Origin of the sequence: Adonisia turfae CCMR0081, assembly GCF_011009555.1 — a bacterium.
Lineage (GTDB): Bacteria > Cyanobacteriota > Cyanobacteriia > Phormidesmidales > Phormidesmidaceae > Leptothoe > Leptothoe turfae.
The window spans coordinates 5741414-5762805 of sequence record NZ_QXHD01000004.1; the positions used below are offsets into that span (position 1 = coordinate 5741414).

The following is a 21392-nucleotide window of genomic DNA, read 5'->3' on the forward strand; positions in this document are numbered from 1 at the left end:
GCACAGCTAGGGGGCACCACCAGCGGCACTGTAACCTTATCGGGGGATGTCAACGCGCGTACCCTGGCGGATCTGCGTGGGCGGGGTGATTTAAGTTTCTCCGCTGGCCTGGCCGGATTCTCTCCGCAGCTAGCGGGGTTAGATGCCCCCCTCACCAGTCGCTTTGCCTGGACCGGCCAAGACCTACTCATCGAAGACGCTAATAGTGCTCAGCTCCAGGCACGGGGGGTGATTTCTCCCCAGTTTGAAGGTAATCAGTATCAGGGGATTCGTGGGTTTGAGTTAGATTTAGACGCCCAGCGCTATCCGTTGGCACTACTGCCTGTCCCTATCCCCTTATCCGGTTTTGCTTCATTATCAGACGGACGGTTAGTGGGCACCCTCGATAACCCTCAGTTTAGCGGTACCCTTCTACTGGAAGATTTTGCCGTCAATCAGGTCGCCTTTGATCCAGTGCTATTGGGGCCGGTCAGCTACCAGGGTCCATCAGGACTGATGGTGGATTTAGATGGGCAAACGGGGCCAGCCAGCCCCGATGGTCTAGCCGATGGCATTGCGGTTAATTTTCAAGCTCCCCGAAACATAAACTTTGATGTCAGCTGGCAAGGGGCCCAAGCCTCTGGCCGCACCGAGGGAGATATTTTACGGGCCACACTCCAGGATCTGCCGCTGCAGGCCTTAGGCTTACCAACGGTAGAGCGTCTGGGGGGAGGCCTTAAGGGCACCCTGTCTTCCCGGGGTGAATGGGTCGTCGACTTGAATCGTCAAACCCTGGTGGGCGATGTCTTTATTGCTCAGCCAGGGGTGGGGTATCTCAATGCTCAACAGCTTACGGGGCAATTGGCCTATCGGGATCGGCGGGTCTTTGTGGAACGGGGTGAGCTCATTTTCAACCCATGCTCCAATCGGCTGAATGGTCAGGCATTGCCCTCCTACTGTGGCGCTCCGGATGTGGCTGACAGTATCTATCGCTTCAATGGCAATGTGCAGCTGGATACCCTGGCTTACAATGCCAATGTTTCTGTCGAAAATGGTGATATCAAGGACGTATTCACGGCCCTTGCGATTACAGACCTGGATGATTTAATCCAAACATTTCAGGCTCCAACGTGGGTAGAAAATCAGCCATCTCCTGAAGAGATTCCACAGGTATTAGCTACCCAGGCGACGGGTAATACCGAAGCAGCATTATTAGACCAAATCCGTCGGTTGGCGGAAATTCAAGATATTCAGGAGCAAGAGGCTCTGGCTGAGGCACAGAACCCGATTCCGCCCCTAGATGAGCTGGAAGGACGATTTGATGCGACTGTTCGCCTCAGCGGTCGCCCCCAGGAAATTCCCGAAATTATGTTTGACGTTGACGGTCGTTCCTGGACTTGGACCAGGGACTTTGTGGCCGATCGGGTGGTGGCGCGGGGGCAGCTGGCCAATGGCAACCTAACGCTACAGCCTGTGCGTTTAGAGACCGCTTTGCCACCGGACGGAGAAGGGAATCCACGTCAGGCATTTGTTAACCTGGCCGGTAACCTATCGCTGGTGGAAGAAGATGCATCCAGCTTGCAGTTGGTGGCTGAGGACCTGCCAGTGGCAGCGGTGCGTGATATTTTCAATTTGCCAGTGGGGCTAGAGGGGCGATTGGATTCGATCGCAAACTTTAGTGGCGGTTTGGGCAATCCAACGTTGCGAGGGGATGTTGTTCTGACCGATGGCAGCATTAACGAGCAACCCATTGAGCAGGCGGAAAGCCTATTCCTATATGAAAATGCTCGCCTACTGTTGCAAGGTGAGTTGCTACAAGTCGATAATCCCCAGCCCCTGACCCTGGTGGGAGATATTCCCTATGCCTTTGACTTTATGACCGTGCAACCCGCTGATGATCGGATTGCATTGACCCTGGATGTGGCTGATGAGGGATTAGCTCTGCTCAATGTTCTCAACAATCAGGTGATATGGGAGTCTGGCAAGGGGCAAGTCTCCCTTGAGGTGGGGGGGCGATTGAGTCGACCCACCATCAGCGGTTCGATGAATGTGCGAGAGGCGGTGTTGCGATCGCCATTGCTACCCGATCCCCTCACAGACTTTAACGGAAGCGTTGTTTTTGAAAACAATCAGATCAATGTGCTGGAGTTGCAAGGACAGTACGGTAACGGTCGGCTACAGGCCGCAGGGAGCTTCCCCCTATCATTTCCTTTTATTATCGATAGCGCCGATCTGGCCCTTTTAGGAGCTGACGACCCAGGCGATGTCGCCGAGGACAACGATGCTACACCTGCTGTTACAAATCCTCCTATTGCCGATGCTGCCATTCCAATGCATCCCTCTGGTGCCCTGACGTTTACCCTGGACGACATCGATCTAGACCTGCGGGGTATTTATGAAGGAGGCGTTAACGGCCAAGTGGTCGTCGGTGGCAGCCTCTTATTAGGTGGGCCTCAGTTAGGTGGTGTGGTAGAGCTTGCTAACGGTCGTTTGTTTTTACCTGAAGGGGGTGACGCCGCTCCCACATCAGAATCCGAACAAATCTCCAACTTTATTCCTCGGTTTGAAAATCTCAAACTTACGTTAGCGAGAAACATCCAGATCCAACAAAGTAATTTACTGAATGTAGTTGCCCAAGGAGATTTGCGCGTTACCGGTCCCCTCAGACCATTTCGAGCCATTGAACCCGAAGGAACTATTCGGTTACGGTCTGGCCGCATTAATCTCTTAACAACCACATTCCGATTAGCCGGTCGTGATAACGTGGCGCGATTTGTGCCGGAGCGAGGGATCGCTGATCCACTCCTGGATATACGATTGCGTACCTCGGTGACCGAAACCCAACAGCTGAGTCCTGGGGTAGAAGCAACAGCATTTGCCTCCTCAGAAGTGGCCGATACGTCTGTCGATCCCTTCCAGGGCACTGCGGGCATCGAAACGATTCGTATACGAGCTACCTATCAAGGCAGTGCCAGTAACCTCCTCGAAAGTTTATTCCTCTCAGACATCAGTGATTCAGTGATTGAATTTTCTAGTTCCCCCCCTCGCTCTAGACAGGAAATTGTTAATTTACTTAGCGGTAGCTATATTGCTGCATTACAGTCGGGGCAAGGGGTGATTAACTTCTTTGGAGGAGCGTTGCTAAATACTGTGCAGGATTTTGTGATCAGCAGACTCAACCTGAGTGAATTCCGTCTGTTTCCTGTAACTGGTGCTTCTCGATTCTCCAACGAGGAAAATAGTGGTTCTGCCCTAGATGTTGCCACTGAAGTGGGATTTGATGTGACTGATAACATCACCCTATCACTGTTGAAAATTTTGACCGATAGCACCCCTGCAGAATTTAACGTGCAATATCGCCTGAGTGACGAATTTTCCATCCGTGGCACCACTAATTTCGACGATCGCAATCGAGTTTTGCTAGAGTTTGAAACACGGTTTTAGTCTAGATACTTTTTACCTGGACATGGCTTCTCATAAATTTATCAAATTGCTGATAAACGCTGTGGGTGGTGTATCTATACTGATAACTAGTCTCAGTAGACGAAGTCAACCAAAGGCAGCTCCCACCACACACTTGGCTTGATTGCTATGCAATCGTACTGAGCGCACCTCCCGGATCATTTCCTAATATTTAACCATCCGTCCACTTCCTATGAATCAGCTCATATCTCGGCTTACTCGCCCTGCCCTAGCGGCACTTCTGGCTTTGTTTGGTTGTGGCTGGACGGCACAGGCTGTAGAGGCCCAAGCCCTGCTGCCCTATACGCTCCCCCTAGATGAAGAACGGCTGACAGCAACGGGGCTCACCTTGGCTCAGGAGGCGGCTCAGCTGGCTCAGTTCCAGCAATACGAGGAAGCCTTGGCGCGGATTCAACTGGCCGCTCAGCTTGCGCCCCAGGACCCGCAAATTCTGGCGTTGATGGGAAGCTTGCACCTCCAGGTTGGCGACAGTGCTGCAGCGGTGACTGCCTTAGAAACTGCCAAATCCATCAGCAACGACGATCCCGTTATTTGGTTTACCCTAGGGTCCGCCTACTTTAGTGAAGGAAAGTATCTCCAGGCGTCTAACTCCCTAGAGAAGGGGCTGAGTTTAGAACCCGGCAACCCCGGAGCTCACTTTGATTTAGGCAATGCCTATTACAAACTTAACCGTTATGATAAAGCTATTGAGCAGTATGAATCTGCCATTAGCTTTAACGAGTCTTTCTGGCCAGCGGTTAACAATATTGGTCTGGTTCTGTATGAAATGGGGCAATTAGAACCTGCTATTGAGCAATGGGAGCGCTCTCTGACTCTTTCTGATGAAGAGCCCGAGCCGACATTGGCCATTGCCGTTGCTCGTTATGCTGCCAATATCAATCGCCCTGCTGCTATTGAATCGGCCACTGCAGCACTGGAGCGTGACAGTCGCTATGCTGACTTGGCGTTCCTTGAAGAGAATCTTTGGGGTGATCGTTTACTGAGCGCAACAGAAGCTATGTTCGGTACACCCGGAATCCAAGAGGTTCTGGCTGGACTGTAGACGAAGCCTGACTTAAACCAACAATTTAGATCCTCCAATAAATATACTACCTAGGCATTTAGGTAGTATATTTGATCTAACTTAATTGTTCTATAGAGGTTTAATTTTTTTGACTGATTGCATCTGCTATGGCTAATCGCTGATCATAGCCTTAACATCGTCCACAAATTTTTGGTGGTCAACAATGGGTTTAGAGATATAGCCATCGGCTCCGCTTTGCTGTAAGAAGTTTTCGCGATCGCCATCCATAGCATGGGCTGTCACCAAGATAATTGGTAAGGCTGCAGTGCTACTATTTGCTTTCAGCATTTGGGTGATACGGATGCCATCTACCGGTTTCCCTTGATAAACACTATGGGATAGGGAAACATCCATTAAAATAACGTCTATTTCACCGCTTTCTGCAATCTGTATGACTTCATCCACGTTTTCTGTATGTTTGACCGCTAAGCCGCCGCGCTTCGTCAAAATCTTGGAGAAAACGCGTGCGTTGATCATGTCGTCTTCCACAATTAAAACTGTTTTCATAGGCGGTTTTGTTAACACAGCAAAGTTACTATAGCCGTTGTTGGTCATTGACCTGGGTTCAATAGGTCAATTCAGGGCTTGTTGAAAAAACACTGACCCAGTGACGCAGGCGTTATCAAGTCTATTGAATTCTTGATCGATTTGGATTTGAACTATTGCGGATCCATAACGCTTGTGTATAAGGTACAGCATTGGTAAGGCTAATTACTGTCTTTAGGACGGCTTTCAAGGATACGAAATCATGGCAAACCAGCTAAATGCGTTTTCGGATGAGCAAATTGTTGTCACTTCTCTTCATACAGAGGTGCAACGATCATATCTGGAATATGCCATGAGCGTAATTGTGGGGCGGGCCTTGCCAGACGTGCGTGATGGCCTGAAACCAGTGCATCGGCGCATCCTTTATGCAATGCACGAATTGGGTTTGACACCCGACCGGCCCTTCCGCAAATGTGCCCGTGTAGTTGGGGATGTGCTGGGTAAATATCATCCCCATGGCGATCAGGCGGTTTATGATGCGCTAGTGCGTATGGTTCAGGATTTTTCGACTCGCTATCCGCTGCTAGATGGCCATGGAAACTTTGGGTCAGTGGATAATGATCCCCCAGCGGCCATGCGTTATACAGAAACGCGGTTGGCCTCTGTAAGCCATGAGTCTTTACTGGGTGAAATCAGCGAAGCCACTGTCGATTTTATTGATAACTTTGATAGCTCTCAGCAAGAACCAACGGTATTGCCAGCCCAACTGCCTAATTTATTGCTCAATGGCAGTTCTGGTATTGCGGTGGGGATGGCAACGAACATTCCTCCCCATAATTTGGGAGAGATCATTGATGGTTTGATCGCGATTATTGATCGGCCCACGATTTCAGATGAAGCACTGTTTAAGCTGATTCCTGGTCCAGATTTCCCGACGGGAGGGGAGATTACGGGTACCAAAGGCATTCACGATGCTTATCGTACTGGTCGCGGCAGTATTCCGGTGCGAGGGATTGCTGGCTTTGAGGAAATTCAACCAGGTAAGGGACGACAGCGTCGCAATGCCATTGTGGTGACAGAACTGCCCTATCAGGTAAACAAAGCGGGCTGGATTGAAAAGGTGGCTAATCTGGTCAATCAAGGCAAGCTTGATGGCATTGCGGATATTCGTGATGAAAGCGATCGCGATGGCATGCGGGTAGTGATCGAGTTGAAGCGAGAAGCTCATCCCCACAGTATTTTGGCCGCCCTCTACAAGATGACGCCCCTGCAAAGTAATTTTGGGGCCATTATGTTGGCACTTGATGGGGGGCAGCCGATTCAGATGCCCCTGCGTCACATGCTCCAGTCTTTTCTGGATTTTCGTGAAGAGACACTAGTCCGACAGTACACTAACGAACTCGAAAAAACTGATCGACGCCTGCATATAGTCGAAGGTCTGTTGACGGCCCTCGATAGCATTGATGAAGTGATCGAAATTCTGCGGGCTGCGCCAGATGGTTCCTCGGCAAAGCTGGAGATTAGTGAACAATTTGAGTTGAGCGATCGCCAGGCCGATGCAATTTTGGCCATGCCCCTAAGGCGCTTGGTCGGCTTAGAACAAGACAATCTGCTTAACGAGTTTGATGAGCTATCGACGACAAAAGAAAACTTAGAGCGTTTACTCTCGGATCGCAAAGAACGACTCAAGGCCCTCAAGAAAGATCTTAGAAAGCTCAAGAAGACCTTTGGTGATAAGCGTAGAACTCGTTTGCAAACCGCTAGCGAACGGGCGGCTGAGGAAGAACGGTTGGCTAATCTTGTGGCTGAGGCCCAGGAAGAGGAAACTGTGGTGGAGCTGACTCGTAAAGGCTATGTCAGACGTTTGTCGCCGCGAACTTATCAGCGACGGCAGGGCAAACAAGAAGATCTGCCCATTAAGCTGACTGAGCTTGATGATGTGACAACCCAGACGGAGTTTGCATGGACCACCCATAATTTGTTGGTATTTTCTCGAGATGGTAAAGCCTTTAGTCTAGCGGTGGGGGATATCCCCCTGGCTCAGCGACAGCAGTCTAAGGGTCAACCTTTGGTTAATTTGTTGCCCGATGCCATTGGGAATGATCCGGATGCTGTGCTTCCTCCTATTTTGATGACGGATGAGGTGATGACACAGCAGATTATTTTGGTGACCGCCCAAGGAAAAATCAAACGGTTGCCGTTGACCGAGTTTGAATCGATTACTGGACGTGGGTTAGTGGCAATTAAGCTCAAGCCCGGGGACCACTTAGCCCATGCGGTGATTGCTGATTTAGAGCAGGATCTGATGCTGGCTTCTTCTGGAGGACGTCTTTTGCGATTTACCATTGATCGTGAGCAGTTGCCGGATACTAGTCGAAATTCCCAGGGCACCCAAGCTATTCGGGTACTCAAGGGAGAATCTGTTGTTGGCTGTGTGCCGATTCAAAATAAGAGCAAGCTGTTGCTGATGTCGACGAAGGGCTATGCCAAACGGATGCAGGTGGCTGCGATTAAGCGCAGTAGCCGAGGGGGGATTGGTTCTCAGTCGTTTAAGTTTAGTCAAACTGGCGATCGCCTGACGATATCGTTAGAGGCTCCTGACTCTGCTGGCTTTATTGTCATGACCAGTGAAGAGCGAGTGGCTAGTTTGGCTGCCGAGCGTGTGCCGTTGCAGGGACGAAGTCAACCGTGCGATCGCATGTTTACCCCTGCTCGCGGTGAGCTTATTACCGATATTCTGGTATCTGTAGATTGCGTTGCTAACTAAGCTGCGCCTAATTGTCCTGATACCTAACTAGGAATCCAACGTGGCCGAAGTTGTTATAGACAACGTTTATAAGACATTTCCGCGTCAATCCTCCGAGGCTAAGTCAGCAACGGTGCTCAAGCGGATCCATCTAGAGGTCGAAGACGGTGAGTTTATGGTGCTTGTAGGACCGTCTGGCTGTGGCAAAAGTACGCTACTGCGTCTGATTGCTGGGTTAGAAAGTATTACTGGCGGCACCATTACCATCGGTGAGCAGCGGGTGAACGCTTTGCCTCCCAAACAAAGGGATGTGGCCATGGTGTTTCAAAGTTATGCCCTCTATCCCCATCTCAGCGTGTATGACAACCTGGCCTTTGGTCTGCGGCGCACCGCTGGTGATTTACCGACAATCGCCCGTTGGCAACAAGCATTATTCGGGGTGAGTCGGCTACTGCCCCCAGGGTTTCACTATTGGCCAGAGCGGGAACAGGCCATTGCTAAACGGGTAAAAGCCATTGCAGAGATTTTGCAAATTACGCCATTGTTAAAACGGTTGCCCCGCCAACTCTCCGGTGGGCAAAAACAGCGTGTAGCCTTGGGGCGGGCCATGGCCCGTAATCCCCAGGTGTTTTTAATGGATGAACCCCTATCTAACTTGGACGCGAAGCTGCGCACCGAGACCCGTGCCCAAATTGTCACTCTGCAGCGTCGGCTCGGGACCACCACGATTTATGTCACCCACGATCAGGTGGAAGCCATGACCATGGGTGACCGGATTGCTGTGATGAACCAGGGGGTGATTCAGCAGATCGCTGCCCCTCTAGAGCTATATCGTTCGCCGGTTAATCGGTTTGTGGCCGCGTTTATTGGTTCACCACCGATGAACTTTCTCACGGTACAGGTACAGGCTCCCCTAACCTTGACTCATCCTGCTTTTCGAGTGACATTACCGAGCCATTGGGAGCCGATTTTGACGGCCTATGGCAATCAACCGTTAACCCTGGGCATTCGTCCCGAACACCTCCGCCTTACAGTGCCTGCCCCTAAACATCTGGCCGTTACTGTGGTCCGTGCTGAGGCCCTGGGGAGTGAAACATACCTCACGGTAGCTTTGGCGGATGGCATGGGAGTGGGTGCTGCCGGGGACGCATCGGAGGAAAAAACACTGCGAATGCGTCTTGATGGTGTTGAAGAGTCGGTGCCTCGCCCCGGCGATCAGCTGACCATTGGGATTCGAGTGGAGCATGTTCATCTGTTTGATCCAGAGACTGGGGCAGCCATTAATGTAGCTTGACGCCCATAGTTCACAACATCAATCGCAACCGTTAGTTGCCAGATTTTAGTTATCAGATTTGTGGCGTAAGCGTAACCCCAACCCTGTCAGGATTGCGATCGCAACACCTGATGTGGGTTCCGGTACTGAGGGTGGATCAACAATGTCTGGTTCTTTAACCATCACCTGGAAATTGCTAATGGTCACCTGGGCCCGCCCCCCGCGATTATCAGCTGTGCCAATTTCAAACCCAAAGATTTGATTGGCGGCAACCTTGACCAAACTGCTGCCCGATTGCGTTGCAGACCCATTGCGATCGATAAGCTCGGTAAAGACCCCATCCGTCTTGAGAGACGTGGGGGGGAAATTGCCCAGAGCAAATCCAAAGGGGTCAAAGGCAGGACCAAATGTATCAGCTGTGGTGTAGTCCCAGTCAAACGAAATTATGCTGGTTTCTGGCACAGTCACAAATACAGTTGTGAAGCTGGTGTCGCATAAAAACAATAGGTTTGGCTGAACGGTGTCGCATGCCAACCCAAACTCATCCAAAATTGAAGCCTGATCGCTACCCAGTAAAGTTAATGAATCCGGTGCATTTGTAAAATCTACCGAGCCATTAAAGGGAGCTAGCGGAACACCCTCGATCGTGATTTTTGAATTGTCGATACCTGGAAATGCTGGACTACTGTTGAACAACTCCCAGTTTTCAGGGGCAAAGTTGTCCACAAAACCCTGGGCACTCACTGTCTGGGCTGTTGTGCTAATGACAACAGCAGATGTAACCAATGCGCCTAAAACAGTATTTATAATGGCTTTTGCCATCGTATTCCGCAGTAAAAAACCTTAACCTTATTGCTTTAACAAGGGTTAGTAGACCTAACCGGAAGATGACCTGATATCCGTACAAATCAATACGTGCCTAAAGACGTATTTCCGATTGATTTGCCATTACGCCGAATATAATCTTCCTAAAATTGAAATGCCGAGATTGGCGATGGGCATTTACATAAACAATATTGTTGCTTTGGCTTTGTTAAGGTTGGTTGATGGCAAACTCACAAGTTTCAGTAAAGACCAATTAATTGGCAATAAATTCTGAGATTGGCATCAGTAATTACGCTGTTTTTTGTAGGTCAACTTGCCTTTTCTAGAGTACGGACATGTAGTGGGTTTAGCGTGAAACGTCTGATAATCCTTGATATAGCATCAAATACCGTAACTATGCGATACAAAAAAGTTGCGGATTATATCTTCCTATCAATAATTTTTCAGAATACGGCCCTGGTCCATACACTTATTACTCAAACGCTGTAGCTTTAAAGGCGCGACTTGATAGCCAGCGTGAACATTATGGGACAGCATTGGGACAGAAAAAAAATTGGCTTACTGACAAGTGGTGGAGACTGTGCAGGTCTCAATGCCGCCTTACGAGCGGTGGTGCACCGAGCCAATGGCTATGGATGGGAGGTAGTCGGTATTTCCCGAGCTACCCAAGGCTTAATGGCACGTCCACCTGAGTATGTGGAATTTGATGTATCGAGTACCCATAACTTATTACTAGCGGGTGGCACCGTTCTGGGGACTACAAATAAGGGAAATCCGTTTGATTTTCCTTTGTCCGATGGATCTACTTGCGATCGCTCCCAAGACATTATCGACGGTTACCATCTGCTCGGGTTAGATGCCCTGATTGGTATCGGGGGGGACGGCAGCATGGCCATCCTACGTCGCCTCGCCCAGCAAGGAGGTCTAAACTTAGTCGGCATTCCCAAAACCATCGACAATGACCTTGGCTGTACCGAGCGTTCCATTGGGTTTGACACGGCGGTAAATATTGCAACCGAGGCCCTGGATCGGCTGCATTTCACTGCGGCTAGCCATTCTCGGGTGATGATTTTAGAAGTGATGGGGCGAGATGCCGGTCATATTGCCCTCAATGCAGGGATTGCCGGGGGAGCTGACATTGTCCTGTTGCCTGAAATTCCCTACACAATCGATAACATTTGCCAAACCATCAAAGGCCTAAAGCGCAATTTTGCCACCATCATTGTGGCGGAGGCGGTGTGTACCGAAGCTGGTGAAAAAGTTGTTCAAACCAATCGTTTGGGGCAGTGTCGCCTGGGCGGTATTGGTGAATATTTAGCAGAGCAAATTACTGAGAACATTGGTGCTGAAACTCGTGTGACTGTACTTGGTCATGTGCAGCGGGGGGGTACACCGTCACCGTTAGATCGAGTTCTAGCGACGGCCTTCGGTGTAGAGGCCGTGGATTTGATTGCTGCTGAAAAGTACGACCACATGGTGAGCTGGCAAAATCGTCAGGTGGTGCATGTGCCCATTACCGAGGCGATTGCTGAATATCGGGCTGTGAACCCCCAGGATACGCTGGTTAAAACGGCCCGAGGCATGGGTATCTGCTTGGGAGATACTAACTGTCACGCGGTCAACACCCATATTCGCCGTGACGCTACGGTGTTTGCCTAGGCCCTACGCTTGTCAGCGAGATTCTGGGCTTTCCAGGGCTGGTTGCTCTGAAGTTTTAGCTTGATATCTTTAGAACAGCCAGCTATCCTGTTGCCTACGTAGACAGCTGGGTGAATGTAAGCTTCTGTTAACCAATGACATGATTGCGCGGGTGACGATAGACAATAACCCCATGTCTTCAGTCATTGTTCGTACCTATTAGCACACCACTCTATGCAATTTGCTAAATCGTTGACGTCGACCCAAGATGACACCCAAGAAAAAATTCTCGGGGCGGCCCAACGACTGTTTGCTCGCAACGGGTATGGTGGTACGACTACTCGAGATTTAGCCCAAGCTGCTGGTGTAGCTGAAGGCACGCTATTTAGACACTTTGAAAATAAAAAGGCGATTCTAATTGAAGTTGCCACCCGAGGTTGGGTAGATTTACTGACTGATTTACTGACTGAGCTCAGTGAAATGGCTAACTATAAGGCCATTGCTAAGGTGATGCGTAAACGCATGTTGAACCTGTCTGCCAATACTGACATGTTGCGCGTCTGTTTTATGGAAGCTCAGTTTCACCCAGAGTTACGGGAGCGGGTGCAGGCTGAAGTCATTGCCAAAATGACCGATGTTGCCGAAGCATTTTTCCAAACGGCCATGGATCGAGGCACCTATCGCCCCATGAACCCTCGGGTTGTTGCTCGGATTTTCCTGGGTATGTTTACGATCGCAGGGTTTAGCCAGGTTACGCTGGCTGATGAAGCAAACTCCCCCCAGGATATGAAAGAGCTGGCGGAAACCCTGGCGGATATTTTTCTCAATGGAGTATTGGCAGCAAACTCTGAGGCCTAGTTCTGCCGTCTAGGCAATAGGCTATTGAGATCATCCGCATTCACTCGATAGGCTGCCCCAAACCCCATCACGAACTGTCCGGCTTGGGGCTGTAGTTGAAAGACTTGAAAATCCGGTAGTCCTTTCATCAGGCCGATCACGTCACCAAACCGTTGTTCAAAGCGATCAATGAGCGTTTGCCATTGGGGGGTATCGCGGGGCAAGGGGGTGGCAGTGCACTCATAGGTGAGCCGACGTCGTGCAAAAATCTCCTGTGTTGCTGCTTCATCTTCGATAAAAAGAACGCTGGCCCGACAGGTTTGTTTGAGGTTGGTGGTGTGGGTTGATAACCCACTGACATATAGGTAAAGGGTCTTATCCCTATCCATCAAAAACGGTGCATAACTAGCCTGGGGAACACCCTCGGCGCTGACGGTGCTCAGGATGATACTGCGAAACTTTTCAGGAAATTCTTGATAAATCTTAGTCACACGGGTTAAGTCAGCCATAGTTTCATGAAAGGGGCCTGTTTTTCTGGTGCGCTTTAAAAAGTAACACCCGTAGCGATGGCCCCATGGAGTTTCTATCCTTCCGGTAAAATACTCAAGCTAGTTATCTAATGTCCCACTATGGCTCGTCGAATTATTCAAACTGATCAGGCTCCCGCTCCTGTTGGTCCCTACAATCAGGCCATTGTGGCTTCAGGGGAAATGGTGTTTGCCTCAGGGCAGGTAGCTTTAGACCCGGCCACTGGAGCTTTGGTAGGTGAAGGCGATGTGGCGGCCCAAACTAAGCAGTGTTTAGATAATCTCACTGCTGTTTTAGCGGCGGCAGGAGCAACCATGGCCGATGTAGTTAAGACATCGGTTTTTCTCAAGGATATGAATGACTTTGCCACGGTAAATGGTGTTTATGCCAAGTACTTTGACGAAGCGACAGCTCCTGCCCGAGCCTGTGTGGAGGTGGCTCGTTTGCCTAAGGATGTTTTAGTGGAAATCGAGTGTATCGCGGTGACATAGGTCTAAAGGGGCGTTGCATGCAATGCCCCACCGGTTGACGGTTTGGGTTTCGCGCGTTAATGTAAAAATATCTAAGCGCAAATTGCTTAGGCCGCTATCATTTGTAAAAGTCTTAATCCCATGCGTCACCAATTCTTCTATTTTTGGTTTAGCCAGGTTCACCGACCATGAACCCGAGCGCTAGCATGGGATGTCGGTGAACCGCAGGGCAAACGCTCTGCGGTTTTGCTTTATTCATCAGTACCCGTTTTATTTTTGACACCATGACCGTTAGCTACAGCTGGCAATTTACTTTTTACTTTTTTACGCCACCACCGGGTAGGTAGCGTTAGCGTTTGCTGTACTGACTTGCCCGGAGCCCAAAAGGCTGCGGGCTTTTTGTTTTTTTGCTGTTATTGATTCCCTAGACCCATGAAAGACGCCAAACTTGTTGCTAAAAGTCGTGCTAATCACATTAGTGAAATTGAGATTGCACCTGCCTTAGCGGGGCAGGCCTCACCGATCACCGTCGGTGGCAAAGACCTATTTATTGTTGGCGGCCCCTGCGCGATCGAAAGCATGGCTCAAATGGAGGCCATCGCCCAGGCTCAACTGCCGATCCAGGGATTGCGAGGGGGGATTTACAAACCGCGCACATCTCCCTATTCATTCCAGGGGTTGGGGGATGTCGGCCTGGATATTCTCTCGGCCATCCGCAAACGCTATGGTTTGCCTGTGATTACTGAAGTAATGGCGATCCATCAAATTGAAAAGCTGGCTCCCCATGCAGATGTTTTGCAGATCGGTAGCCGCAACATGCAAAATTTTGATTTGCTCAAGGCCCTTGGGGAGGTCAATAAGCCCGTCTTGCTGAAGCGAGGTTTGGCAGCAACGGTGAGCGAGTTTGTCATGGCCGCAGAGTATATCGCTAGCCACGGTAATCCCAACATTATTCTCTGTGAGCGAGGTATTCGAAGCTTTGATAGCCACACTCGCAACGTGCTTGATCTGGGAGCTGTGGTTGCCCTCAAGCAACTTACCCACTTGCCTGTGCTTGTTGATCCTAGCCATGCCACTGGCAAGCGAGAGTTGGTTGCGCCCTTAGCTCGGGCTGCGATCGCAGCTGGTGCCGATGGTTTGATCATTGAATGCCATCCAGACCCCGATCAATCCGTCAGTGATGCCAGACAGACCATTAGCTTAGAGGCCATGGCTGACCTTGTAGACAGTTTAGGCCCCATCGCTCAGGCTGTGGGACGAGCTGTGAAACCCTCAGCGTCACTAAAGCTAGTGGCGTAATTGAGGGAGTGGTTCTTCCAAAATTAATGCACATCCCTGGAACAACGCCTGAAAGCGTGATGTCAGTAAAAGTTAAAAACATATCAGGATGCTATCACCAAACTTTAGGCTGTCCATATCTACAGATCTAAGTATGGCTGAGACACTGAACTCCATTGGAGTCAGGGGTTGGCAGGCCTGTAAGGTTCTATCACAAGTTCCGGAGGGATGTGCTCTTTTTATAGGATGTTCTGACGTCTAAGTTTTTAGTAGTACAACTATTCAGAGCTACTTAGTTAGCTTTTGGTTATTAATACATAAATATTAGTCAAGATGTGGTCATCGGATACTAGCCTCTTGACTCCTAGGATTTAATCTCGTCGTGTAGATGAAATTCAAACATTGGTTATTACGGTTCATGTTGCGCATTCAGATCTCAATTAAATAGTCAAAACATTTTATTTGAATTTCTAGGAGAAATCTGAGGTGAGACGAAAGCACTTTTTAAAGGGGATACCTGCTGTCGCTACACTCTCAGTTCTGGCAATTCTAGGCCTTAAAAGTGTTGCTGTAGATTTTGATCAATATCGGAGCTACAGCGCGTTAATTTCGGATCAGCTAGTTAACGAGGCGGCGACTCAACTAGCCTTACAAAATATTCGCTTTACCATTTCACAAAATGGTCAATCCCTGAATACGGCTTTATTAGAAGCCGAAAAAGTACAGGCTCAACTGACGGAAAGCATTCCGCCGTCCATATCGCCCAAGGATGAAAGCAGTTTGCAAAAACAACTGGCGTTTAATGCTGAACTGTTGGCAGAAAAACGACAGCTTATAGGGCAACTGGAAGTCCACCACGCTGAATTGAGGACAGCGTTAGCTCAAGAAGCTAATTTGCTAAATGGGTTGAATGGCAGTCTCAGGCTTGAGGTGGGGGCTTTACTAGATGATTTGTCTCTCTATGTCGTGACCAGTGATGAGAAACTTGTTGCTGGTATAAAAGCAAAACTTAGGCGTCTAGGTACTCGAGCAGGCACGAGCGCTGAGACTCAACAGCAAATGACTCAGCTGGTGCAAATGGTGTTAGATAACAAACCGGCTGCAGATGCGTTAGTGGCGCAGGTATTTAATTTACCATTAACCAATAATATTCGAGCTCTAGAGGAGCAGTTTGATGACATTCATCAAGCAACGCGATCGCGACTGGCCCTTTATCGCAACCTGGTCTACATCCTGTCATTTGTCAGTTCAGGCATGATGGCGTTCTGGGTGATCAATCGCCTTCAGCAATCAAGTCAAAAAACAGTGCGAGTGCTAGAAAGCATTACGGATGCCTTTATTGCTGTGGATCGCACTTGGTCAATTACCTACGTCAATGCCCAAGCCGCCGATATTCTCAATTGTGATATTCCAGGGCTGCTGGGCCAAGACTTTTGGAAAGTTTTACCAGAGTCTCTCGGCAAACGATTTACCGAATATTATCGCCGGGCTGTTGCCACCAACCTTGAGGTCGTTAGCTTTGAAACCTATTACGAGCCCACTGAACGCTGGCTGATGGTGCGTGGTTATCCTGGTCTAGATGGCTTATCCATCTTTTTACAGGATTTTACAGAGCGCAAACAGGCTGAAGAGCAGCTGATTGACCTTAATCGCGATCTGGATAACCGAGTCAAAGACCGCACAGCACAGCTAGCCAATGCCATGGAAGAAGCTGAAACAGCGCGGGTAAAAGCAGAAGATGCCAATCGCTCAAAGAGTGAATTCTTGGCCAACATGAGTCATGAGCTACGTACGCCGCTCAACGCCATCATTGGCTACAGCGAAATGTTGGAAGAAGATGTCACTAGCATCGGTGAAGAAGACTTTGTTCCTGATTTACAAAAAATTCAAGGTGCAGGTAAACATCTTTTAGGGCTGATCAACTCAGTCCTTGATCTATCCAAAATCGAAGCCGGTCGAATGGAACTCTTCTTGGAAGATATCTGTGTGAAGACCATTCTGGATGAGATTATAGGCACCATTCAACCCCTTGCTCAAAAGAATGGGAATCAGCTGCATATGTCCTGTCCGGATGATATCGGCATGTTGCATGCAGACCAGGTTAAACTCCAACAGAGTTTAATTAATTTACTCAGTAATGCCTGTAAATTTACCGAAAATGGTGAGATTACCCTGGCGGTTGAACCAACGGTGTCAGTTGGCTCTCAGGCAAATGAAGACAATTGGCTACAGTTTACCGTTACAGACACTGGAATTGGTATGACCCCTGAACAGATGGATAAGGTCTTCCAGGCCTTTACCCAGGCAGATACCTCAACCACTCGAAAATATGGAGGTACTGGTTTGGGTTTGACAATTACCAAACAGTTTATCTCCATGATGGGAGGCAATGTATCGGTTGATAGCACCTACGGAGAAGGCACAACCTTTACCATTGCTGTGCCCAGAAACGTCCAGCTGGAAGAATCATCCCATGAAACCTTCTTTGCCCCCCCGGTTCACTTAATAGATAGGGAGTCTATTTCAGCGCTCCATGAGTTATCAGGTCGCGCATTAGAAAAGACCATCTTGGTAATCGATAGTGATATCGAGGCTTGTGAGAGTTTGCATAGTTGGCTGACAGATGCCGGTTACAATGTTGTGTCTGCGGCAGATGGTCAGCAAGGTCTGGCGCTAGCTGACGAGCTACTTCCCGATGCCATCATTTTAGACATGATGTTGCCCGATCAAGATGCATGGTTAATTTTGCAAGACTTAAAAACAATGCCAGCGGTCTCCCAGGTCCCGGTTATTTTGCTGTCAATGACTGAAGAAGCTGACCGTGCTCACCAGTTAGGTGTCACGGATTACATGCTCAAGCCCATTGATCACATTCGTTTAATCGACCTTTTGAATAACCAAATTCCTGAACAAACATCCCCCAGGATTTTAGTGGTCGATGATGATATCAATGCTAGAGAGATTATGGCGCGTTTTTTACAGCAGTATGATTGGACTGTGGTGCTTGCGGCCAATGGTCAGCAGGCGTTGGACTATCTCAATAGGGCTGTCCCTGACTTAATTGTGCTAGATCTGATGATGCCTGGTCTGGATGGTTTTGAGTTTGTTCAAATTTTGCGTCAAACACCTAGCTGGCGAAATATCCCTGTCATTATTGTCACTGCAAAAACACTGACAGCTAAAGACCAAAAGCGTTTAGAAGGTGTTGTTAGAGTGTATCAAAAGGCTGATTTCAACCGTCAGGATCTGTTGAACGAAGTGCGCTCCCTAGTATTTGCTGAGGTCGACAGTACACCGATAGCAGGATAATAGCTGTTTTCTCTTCTAGACAGCTGGGGGGTCAGAGATCAGTAAATCTACTGCCTAGTTTGCGTGATGTTGCCATGAAGGCAGGTAAAAATAGATATAGTGTCCGTAACTAACTACGTGTATTTTCCGGAACCCATTGTAATTCTGGAGCATCTCTATAAAGATGTTTTGTCGTTGCTAAAAAAATGTGACGGCAGTGCAAATTATCCCTGGTACCTATCTTCATCAGATGTTTAAAGGGCATCATAAACTAATTAATGAAGCCTTGATACCTTATAAGTAAGTATCCCGTAGATTAACTCTTTATTTGTTAAAACAAAATAGGACATCAGTTTTAATTGATAAAAATTGCTCGACTCCACTATTGTTATGTTGAATAGATTTATGAGGACTTCCTGATGAGGGTGTCCGTATTCTTATAAGTAACTAGTCGATTTCTCTATTCCGTTAATTCGGCCCTTCACCCATTCTCATTTTTCTCATTTATATCTAATTTTTGCAACTAGCTTGTGATTCAAATCAACAACCGTTCTCCTTATATAGATAAAAATTTTAGGAGGTTATTCTAGTGAATCAAGAGTCTCTAACCAAAGGGGCAGGTGTAGCTACAGCTTTTTTCCTCCTCATATTTTTGGGTATTAAAGGAAAATCTGTTAATGTCAGCCAATATCAAGAATATGCTGATTTAATCTCTAGTCAGGTCGAAAGTGATACAGAGGTTGAACTAGCATTACTAAAAGAACGCTACAAGCTGTTGAGAAATGATGAGCCACTAGCCGAAGCCTTGGCCGAAGAGCTGTCTATTCAGAAAGAGCTAGGTGAAAACATACCCAGTTTTATAGGGAAAGATGAGCAGGGTAAGCTGAAAAGCCTTATTAGTGGCAATGCTCAGGATCTAGAGAAAAAAACTGAGCTCGTTGAGCGGTTTCAGACCACTAATAACAAGCTACAGAATGCTCTTGAGCAGTTGCCTAGCCTGGTTAATGAATTAAAAAATACTGGTGATGCGGATCTTGAAAAACTCATCGATGATGTTTTGATCTACATCATGGCAACTGATGAGCAGTTGGTTGCCACCATTGAGGCAGAACTCAATACGGTCAAAGCAAAGCTCAATGCCGGTGAATTTTCGAGTGCGGAAGATGTGGCTCAGGTCGTAGAGCTGACTCAGACAGTTTTAGACAGTAAGCCTTCTGCCGATGCTCTGTTGGATCAGGCTGTTAATTTACCCTTGACGAGCAACATTCGCGAGCTAGAGAGTACTTTTGATAAGGCTAGTCTCGCTGCCTTTAGACAGGTCGCTATATACAGAAATGCAGCCTATCTGGTTACGCTAGCGCTCATTGGTGTAATTGCCTATGGATTGGTTGCGCGACTGCGGCAGTCTACTCAGCGCACCACTAGTGTCCTAGAAAATATTACGGATGCATTTGTGGCTGTTGATCGCGCCTGGAAAGTTACCTATGTGAATGCTCAAGCTGCTGAGGTGCTTAAACGTAATATTCAAGGTCTTTTAGAGCAGGACTTCTGGAAGATTTTCCCTGAATCCTTGGGAGCTCGTTATGAGCAGCAATATCGCCGTGCCATGGCTGAGCAGACAGTTGTCAGCTTCGAAACCTACTATTCTCCTACTCAGCGTTGGTTGCAGGTCAGGGGGTACCCTGGTCGCGATGGGCTGTCCTTGTTTTTGCAGGATATAACGGAGCGTAAGCAAGCCGAAGAGCAGCTGATGGAGCTGAATCGAGACCTGGATAGCCGTGTGCAGGACCGGACAACCAAGCTGATGAAGGCCATGGAAGAGGCTGAAGAAGCTCGGGTAAAAGCAGAGGATGCCAATCGCTCTAAGAGTGAATTCTTGGCCAATATGAGCCACGAGCTGCGGACGCCTCTCAACGCCATCATTGGCTATAGCGAAATGCTTGAGGAAGAAGCCGCTGATGTCGGTGAGGATGATTTTGTCCCTGACCTACAAAAAATTCAAGGGGCTGGCAAACATCTGTTGGGGCTCATTAACTCAGTGCTAGACCTCTCTAAGATTGAAGCGGGTCGTATGGAGCTATTTTTAGAAGATGTTTCCATTAAAGACATGGTGGAAGATATCTCTGGCACGATTGTTCCTGTTGCCCATAAAAATAACAATCATCTGTCAATTTTCTGCCCGGATGATATTGGTAAATTACATGTAGATCAAACAAAACTGCGTCAGAGCTTGTTTAATCTGTTGAGTAATGCATGCAAGTTTACTGAGAATGGAGATATTACTTTAACAGTTGAGCAAATTTCTACGGTCGATAGTTCTATATACGACGGCCCTTGGTTCCGTTTTATCGTTAGTGATACGGGCATTGGTATGAAGGATGATCAAATCGAGAAGATCTTTGATGCCTTTACCCAGGCAGATGCCTCCACTACCCGTAAATATGGTGGTACAGGTCTTGGCCTGGCGATTACTAAGCAGTTTATTACCATGATGGGGGGGGATATCTTTGTGGAGAGTGCCCATGGTCAGGGAACAACATTTTCTTTGGTCATTCCTCAAACGGTAACGTCGCCTAATCCAAAGGGTAAGCCCTTTTTTGCGCCCACAAGATCGTCGTCTGAAGGTGAGTTGGCTACAGTCAGTAATGCTCTGACTCATCAAACATCGCGCCAAACAGTTCTAGTGATTGATGATGACGAAGATGCCCGTGAGATCTTGCGTCGCTCCCTCAATGAGGCGGGTTACGAAGTTGTCTGTGCGGCTACTGGTGAACAAGGTCTGGCTCTAGCGGGCGAATTGTTGCCTGATGCCATTACGCTGGATGTAATGATGCCACAAATGGATGGCTGGTCAGTGCTAAGACAGCTCAAAGAAATGCCAGGTGTTGCGGAAATTCCGGTGATCTTATTGTCAATTGTAGATGACCGTCCTATGGGACATAGCTTGGGGGCAGCTGACTATCTTACTAAGCCTATCGATCGCAAGCGGTTACTCAGTGTTTTAGAAACGCATCTTTCGGACCAAACCTCTCCTACTATTTTAGTGGTGGAAGATGATGTCAACGCTCGGGAGATTATGGGGCGCTTTTTACAACGACAAGATTGGACTGTTGAATTAGCGTCTAATGGACGTGAAGCGTTGCAGTATCTAGATGACAATCTACCCAATCTAATTGTGTTGGATTTGATGATGCCTGAAATGGATGGCTTCGAGTTTATCCAGGTGCTGCGACAAAATTCTGAATGGCAAAATATACCTGTCATTGTTGTAACAGCGAAAGCGTTGACCGCTAGCGATCAGCAACAGCTAGATGGTGTGGCTCGGGTGTATCAAAAGGCCGATCTCAATCGTCAAGAGCTTTTGACTGAGCTACAGGCGATGGTTTCGACTAAGGCAGTCTCGATGCCTAATACAACAGATTCAGTCTCTAGCACCGATAGGGTGTCTAGTGCATCTGATTAACCCGGTAGTGATTGTAGGCTGAGGTTAATTGAGGG

13 protein-coding genes are annotated in these 21392 nt (G+C 48.3%); 10 read left to right on the top strand and 3 right to left on the bottom strand.

Translation table 11 applies throughout. The annotated features are described in order from the left end of the window. Together DXZ20_RS28365 and DXZ20_RS28370 are read left to right on the top strand one after the other, a co-directional pair. Window positions 1-3423 (top strand): translocation/assembly module TamB domain-containing protein (locus DXZ20_RS28365; RefSeq protein WP_250565953.1); only part of this gene is annotated, 3423 nt, incomplete at its 5' end. Window positions 3424-3634: 211 nt separating this feature from the next. Then, window positions 3635-4504: a tetratricopeptide repeat protein gene (locus tag DXZ20_RS28370; RefSeq protein WP_163660806.1), complete on the top strand. Its 870-nt coding sequence runs from the start codon at window positions 3635-3637 to the stop codon at window positions 4502-4504. A gap of 132 nt (window positions 4505-4636) precedes the next feature. Here the strand turns inward: DXZ20_RS28370 and DXZ20_RS28375 are convergent, their stop codons facing one another. After that, window positions 4637-5032 carry a response regulator gene (locus DXZ20_RS28375; protein ID WP_036020131.1) on the bottom strand — a complete coding sequence of 132 codons (396 nt, stop codon included), beginning with the start codon at window positions 5030-5032 and terminating at the stop codon, window positions 4637-4639. Window positions 5033-5273: 241 nt separating this feature from the next. Between DXZ20_RS28375 and gyrA the strand changes: the two genes are divergently transcribed. Then, complete coding sequence (gene gyrA, locus DXZ20_RS28380) at window positions 5274-7778, top strand: DNA gyrase subunit A (protein ID WP_163702483.1); 2505 nt, start codon at window positions 5274-5276, stop codon at window positions 7776-7778. Window positions 7779-7818: 40 nt separating this feature from the next. Continuing rightward, entirely contained in the window at window positions 7819-9051 is a 1233-nt protein-coding gene (locus tag DXZ20_RS28385) for an ATP-binding cassette domain-containing protein (RefSeq protein WP_163702485.1), read from the top strand. 45 nt (window positions 9052-9096) lie between these two features. Here the strand turns inward: DXZ20_RS28385 and DXZ20_RS28390 are convergent, their stop codons facing one another. Further along, window positions 9097-9852, bottom strand: a complete 756-nt coding sequence (locus DXZ20_RS28390) for a hypothetical protein (RefSeq protein WP_163702487.1) — start codon at window positions 9850-9852, stop codon at window positions 9097-9099. 528 nt (window positions 9853-10380) lie between these two features. Between DXZ20_RS28390 and DXZ20_RS28395 the strand changes: the two genes are divergently transcribed. Further along, on the top strand, window positions 10381-11514 hold the full coding sequence (locus DXZ20_RS28395; protein ID WP_163660814.1) for an ATP-dependent 6-phosphofructokinase: 1134 nt from the start codon (window positions 10381-10383) through the stop codon (window positions 11512-11514). Between the two features lie 213 nt (window positions 11515-11727). Beyond that, window positions 11728-12351, top strand: coding sequence for a TetR/AcrR family transcriptional regulator (locus DXZ20_RS28400; RefSeq protein ID WP_006515089.1), 624 nt, complete (start codon window positions 11728-11730; stop codon window positions 12349-12351). Here DXZ20_RS28400 and DXZ20_RS28405 read toward each other — a convergent pair. Further along, window positions 12348-12839, bottom strand: coding sequence for a HugZ family pyridoxamine 5'-phosphate oxidase (locus DXZ20_RS28405; RefSeq protein WP_163702490.1), 492 nt, complete (start codon window positions 12837-12839; stop codon window positions 12348-12350). The two genes, DXZ20_RS28400 and DXZ20_RS28405, sit on opposite strands and share 4 nt — an antisense overlap. A gap of 120 nt (window positions 12840-12959) precedes the next feature. Between DXZ20_RS28405 and DXZ20_RS28410 the strand changes: the two genes are divergently transcribed. The 4 genes from DXZ20_RS28410 to DXZ20_RS28425 all read left to right on the top strand — a co-directional run bounded on the left by DXZ20_RS28410 (window position 12960) and on the right by DXZ20_RS28425 (window position 21357). Then, window positions 12960-13349 carry a RidA family protein gene (locus DXZ20_RS28410; protein WP_163660819.1) on the top strand — a complete coding sequence of 130 codons (390 nt, stop codon included), beginning with the start codon at window positions 12960-12962 and terminating at the stop codon, window positions 13347-13349. Window positions 13350-13760: 411 nt separating this feature from the next. Next, a complete protein-coding gene (gene aroF, locus DXZ20_RS28415; protein WP_163702492.1) occupies window positions 13761-14627 on the top strand; it encodes a 3-deoxy-7-phosphoheptulonate synthase in 867 nt (288 codons plus the stop codon). Window positions 14628-15092: 465 nt separating this feature from the next. Beyond that, window positions 15093-17915 (top strand): response regulator, encoded by a 2823-nt coding sequence (locus DXZ20_RS28420; RefSeq protein WP_163660823.1) that lies wholly within the window; start codon window positions 15093-15095, stop codon window positions 17913-17915. A gap of 568 nt (window positions 17916-18483) precedes the next feature. Then, window positions 18484-21357, top strand: a complete 2874-nt coding sequence (locus DXZ20_RS28425; protein WP_163702493.1) for a response regulator — start codon at window positions 18484-18486, stop codon at window positions 21355-21357. The last annotated feature ends 35 nt before the right edge of the window (window positions 21358-21392 follow it).